The 4,308-nt window shown below is 76.2% G+C and carries 1 protein-coding gene; it reads left to right on the plus strand.

Features of this window, described 5'->3' with window-relative positions:
• Window positions 1-4,308: type I polyketide synthase (locus PJ985_RS22990; protein WP_271685819.1), on the plus strand; the 4,308-nt coding region annotated here is incomplete at both ends.

Genomic DNA, 4,308 nt, shown 5'->3' on the forward strand with positions numbered 1-4,308 from the left:
TCGCCGACGCCGTGCGAGGCCTGCTCGCCGACGGCCACCGGGCGTTCCTTGAGGTCACCCCGCATCCCGTGCTCACCGTCGGCGTGCAGGAGACCGCCGAGGCCGAGGGCGCCGCTGTCGTCGCGGTCGGTTCGCTGCACCGCGAGCGCGCGGGTGTGCGCGCTCTGGTCACCGGCCTGGCCGCCCTGCACGCGGCGGGCGTCACCGTCGACTGGCCGCGGTTCTTCGCGGGCGTCGCGGGCAACGTCGACCTGCCCACGTACGCCTTCCAGCGCGAGCGGTACTGGCTGGCGCCGACCGGCCCGGCCGCGGGCGACCTCGCGAGCGCCGGCCTGGCCGCCGCCGGGCACCCCCTGCTCGGCGCCGCTGTCGACCTCGCCGAGGACGGCGGACTCGTACTGACCGGGCGCCTCGCCCCGGGCGCACTCGCGTGGCTGGCCGATCACGTCGTCCTCGGTGCCGTGCTGCTGCCCGGCGCGGCACTGGCCGAGATCGTGCTCGCCGCAGGCGACCGGCTCGGCTGCGGAGTGCTCGACGAGCTGGTGATCGGTGCGCCGCTGGCGCTGCCCGAGCGCGCCGCCGTCCAGCTCCAGGTCCGGGTGGGCCCGGCCGAGGCCGACAGCCGCCGTGCCGTCAGCGTGCACTCGCGCCCCGCCGGCGGCGACGACCCTTGGACGCGGCATGCCACCGGCGTCCTCGCGCCGACGTCCACCGACACCGGTACGCCGCTGAGCGAGTGGCCGCCCGCGGGCACCGAGCCGGTGGACGTGTCGGCGCTCTACGCCGACCTGTCCGACCGCGGACTCGACTACGGCCCCGTCTTCCGGGGCGTGCGCGCCGCGTGGCGGCGCGGGACCGGACAGCGCGGCGAGGTGTTCGCCGAGGTCGAGCTGGAGTCCGAGGACCCGGCGGGCTTCCTGCTGCACCCGGCGCTGCTCGACGCGGCCTTGCACCCGATCGGCCTCGGCGGCCTGGTCAGCAAGGGCGGCCTGCCCTTCGCGTGGCAGGGCCTGCGCGTACACGCAGTCGGTGCCCGCGCGTTGCGGGTCCGGCTGGCCGCGCTGGGCGGTGACGCCGTGGCGGTCGACCTCGCCGACGGCACCGGCGCGCCCGTGGCGGGCGTCGAGGCGCTGCGCTTGCGTGCGGTCACGGCCGAGCAGGTCGCCACCGCTCGCGCCGCCGGCGACCCCGTTCTGCGCCTCGACTGGCTCCCGGTGTCCACGGCCGAAGCGACTGCCGAAGCGCCCGTCGCAGCAGATGCCGAGGTCGTGCTGCTGCGCCTCGACAAGGTCGACAGCTCCGGTGGGCCCGAAGACGTCCGCCGTGCCGTGCACGAGGTGCTCGCCGAGGTCCAGCGGTGGATAGCCGACGACCGGGCCGAGCGGCTGGTCGTCGTCACTCGCGGCGCGGACCTGGCGGGTGCCGCCGTCGGCGGTCTGCTGCGCGCGGCCCAGGCCGAACACCCCGGCCGGTTCGGTCATGTCGAGACCGACGAGCACGCCGACTCGCGGCGGGCAGTGCAGGCCGCCGCGGCCCTGGCCGACGAGCCGCGGGTCGCCGTGCGCGCGGGCGAGATGTTCGTCCCGCGTCTGGCCCGCACTCCGGCCGGCGACACGGGCACCGTCTCCTTCGGACCGGACGACACAGTGCTGGTCACCGGCGCGGGCGGCACGCTGGGCGGCCTCGTCGCCCGGCACCTGGTGACCGCGCACGGCGTGCGCGGTCTGGTGCTGGTCGGCAGGCGGGGCGCTGAGGCGCCCGGCGCCGCCGACCTCGTGGTCGACTTGACCGCGCTCGGCGCCCGGGTCGTCTTCGCCGCGTGCGATGTCGCGGACCGCGACGCGCTCGGCCAGGTGCTGGCCGCGCACCCCGTCACCGGTGTGGTGCACGCGGCGGGGGTGCTGGACGACGCTACCGTGGAGTCGCTGACTCCTGAGCGGGTGGATGCGGTGCTGCGGCCCAAGGCCGACGCCGCGTGGCACCTGCACGAGCTGACCGCGGGCCTCGACCTGCGCGCCTTCGTGCTCTTCTCGTCCCTCGCGGGTGTCCTTGGCGGGCCTGGCCAGGGCAACTACGCCGCCGCCAACGCCTACCTCGACGCGCTCGCTGAGCGCCGCCGCTCCCTCGGCCTGCCCGGCGTGTCGATCGCGTGGGGCCTCTGGGCGCCGGCCAGCGACATGACCGGCCGCGCCGACACCTCGCGCATGGCCCGCGGCGGCGTCCTGCCGCTGCCGACCGACCGCGGCCTGGCCCTGTTCGACATGGCCTGCGTGGGCAGCGGCCTGGCCGTCGCCGCCAGGCTCGACCCGGCCGCCCTGCGTGACCAGGGCGCCCGTCTGCCCGCAGCGCTGCGGGGCCTCGCGGGTGCGCCGCGCCGCCGAACGGCCCGCGACGGTGACGCGGGCGGGCTGCGCGACCGCCTCGCCGGGCAGCCCGCCGCCGAGCGCACGCGGACCGTGCTCGACCTGGTGCGCGGCCAGGCCGCCGCCGTGCTCGGACATGGCTCGGCCGACGCGGTAGCCGCCGACCGCCCCTTCCTCGAGTTCGGTTTCGACTCGCTGACGGCGATAGAACTGCGCAACCGACTCGGCGCGGCCACCGGCCTGCGGCTGCCTGCGACGACCGTGTTCGACCACCCGACGCCCGCCGCACTGGCCCGGCACATTCTCACCGAGGTGCTCGGGGCGGCGGCCGCAAAGCCTGCTGTCCCGAGCACCGTCGCCCGTGTGGACGAGCCGGTCGCCATCGTCGGCATGGCGTGCCGCTACCCCGGCGGCGTCGCGTCACCCGAGGACCTGTGGCGCGTTGTCGCCGAGGGCCGTGACGTCATCTCCCCCTTCCCCACCGACCGTGGCTGGGACCTCGAAGCGCTCTACCACGCCGACCCCGACCACGTGGGCACGAGCTACACCCGCGAGGGCGGCTTCCTGACCGACGCGGGTGAGTTCGACGCCGGATTCTTCGGTATCTCGCCGCGCGAGGCGCTGGCGATGGACCCGCAGCAGCGGCTCCTGCTGGAGACGGCGTGGGAGGCTGTGGAGCGGGCGGGCATCGACCCCACCGCGCTGCGCGGCAGCCAGACCGGCGTGTTCGCCGGGATGATGTACCACGACTACGCCGCACGGCTCGGCGCGACGCCCGAAGGGCTTGAGGGCTACCTCGGCATGGGCAACTCCGGCAGCGTCGCGTCCGGCCGCATCGCCTACACCCTCGGTCTGGAGGGCCCGGCCGTCACGGTCGACACCGCGTGCTCGTCCTCCCTGGTCGCCCTGCACTGGGCGGCCCGCGCGCTGCGCTCCGGCGAATGCGACCTCGCGCTCGCGGGCGGCGTCGCCGTGATGGCCACCCCCGGCACGTTTGTCGAGTTCTCCCGGCAGCGCGGCCTCGCGCCGGACGGCCGCTGCAAGTCCTTCGCGGGCACAGCGGACGGTGCGAGCTGGTCCGAGGGCGTGGGGATGCTGCTCGTCGAGCGGCTCTCCGACGCGCGGCGGCTGGGGCACCCGGTGCTGGCTGTCGTACGCGGCTCCGCGGTGAATCAGGACGGTGCGTCGAACGGCTTGACGGCGCCGAACGGTCCTTCGCAGCAGCGGGTCATCCGCAGCGCGCTGGCCGACGCCGGGCTCGTGACGTCCGACGTGGACCTGATCGAGGGCCACGGAACGGGCACGACGCTGGGCGACCCGATCGAGGCCCAGGCGATCATCGCCACCTACGGGCAGGACCGCGAGCGGCCGCTGTGGCTGGGCTCGGTGAAATCGAACTTGGGCCACACCCAGGCCGCCGCGGGCATGGCGGGCGTGATCAAGGCCGTCGAGGCGATGCGGCACGGCGTGCTGCCCAGGACCCTGCACGTGGACGAGCCGTCGTCGCACGTGGACTGGTCGGCCGGCGCGGTGGAGCTGCTGACCGAGGCCCGGGAGTGGCCCGAGACGGGCTCTCCGCGCCGGGCGGGTGTGTCGTCGTTCGGCGTCAGCGGGACCAACGCGCACGTCGTGCTGGAGGCCGCACCGGCCGCCGCCGAGGCCCCGGCGCCCGGGCGGGTGCCGGGTGCGGTGCCGTGGGTGCTTTCGGCCCGCACCGCGACCGGGCTGAGTGCCCAGGCCGCGCGGGTGCTGGACTGGCTGAAGGACGACACCGACGTTCTGGGCACCGGCTTCTCGCTGGCCACCGGCCGGGCCGCGCTGCCGCACCGTGCGGTCGTCATCGGCGCCGACCGGGGCGAGCTGGCCGATGGTCTGGCCGCGCTGGCGGCCGACCGGCCCGCCGCACACGTCGAGTCCGCGCGGGCCCGCGCGGACTCGGTCACCA

It is taken from the genome of Streptomyces sp. ACA25, from assembly GCF_028200735.1.
Taxonomy (GTDB): Bacteria; Actinomycetota; Actinomycetes; order Streptomycetales; family Streptomycetaceae; genus Streptomyces.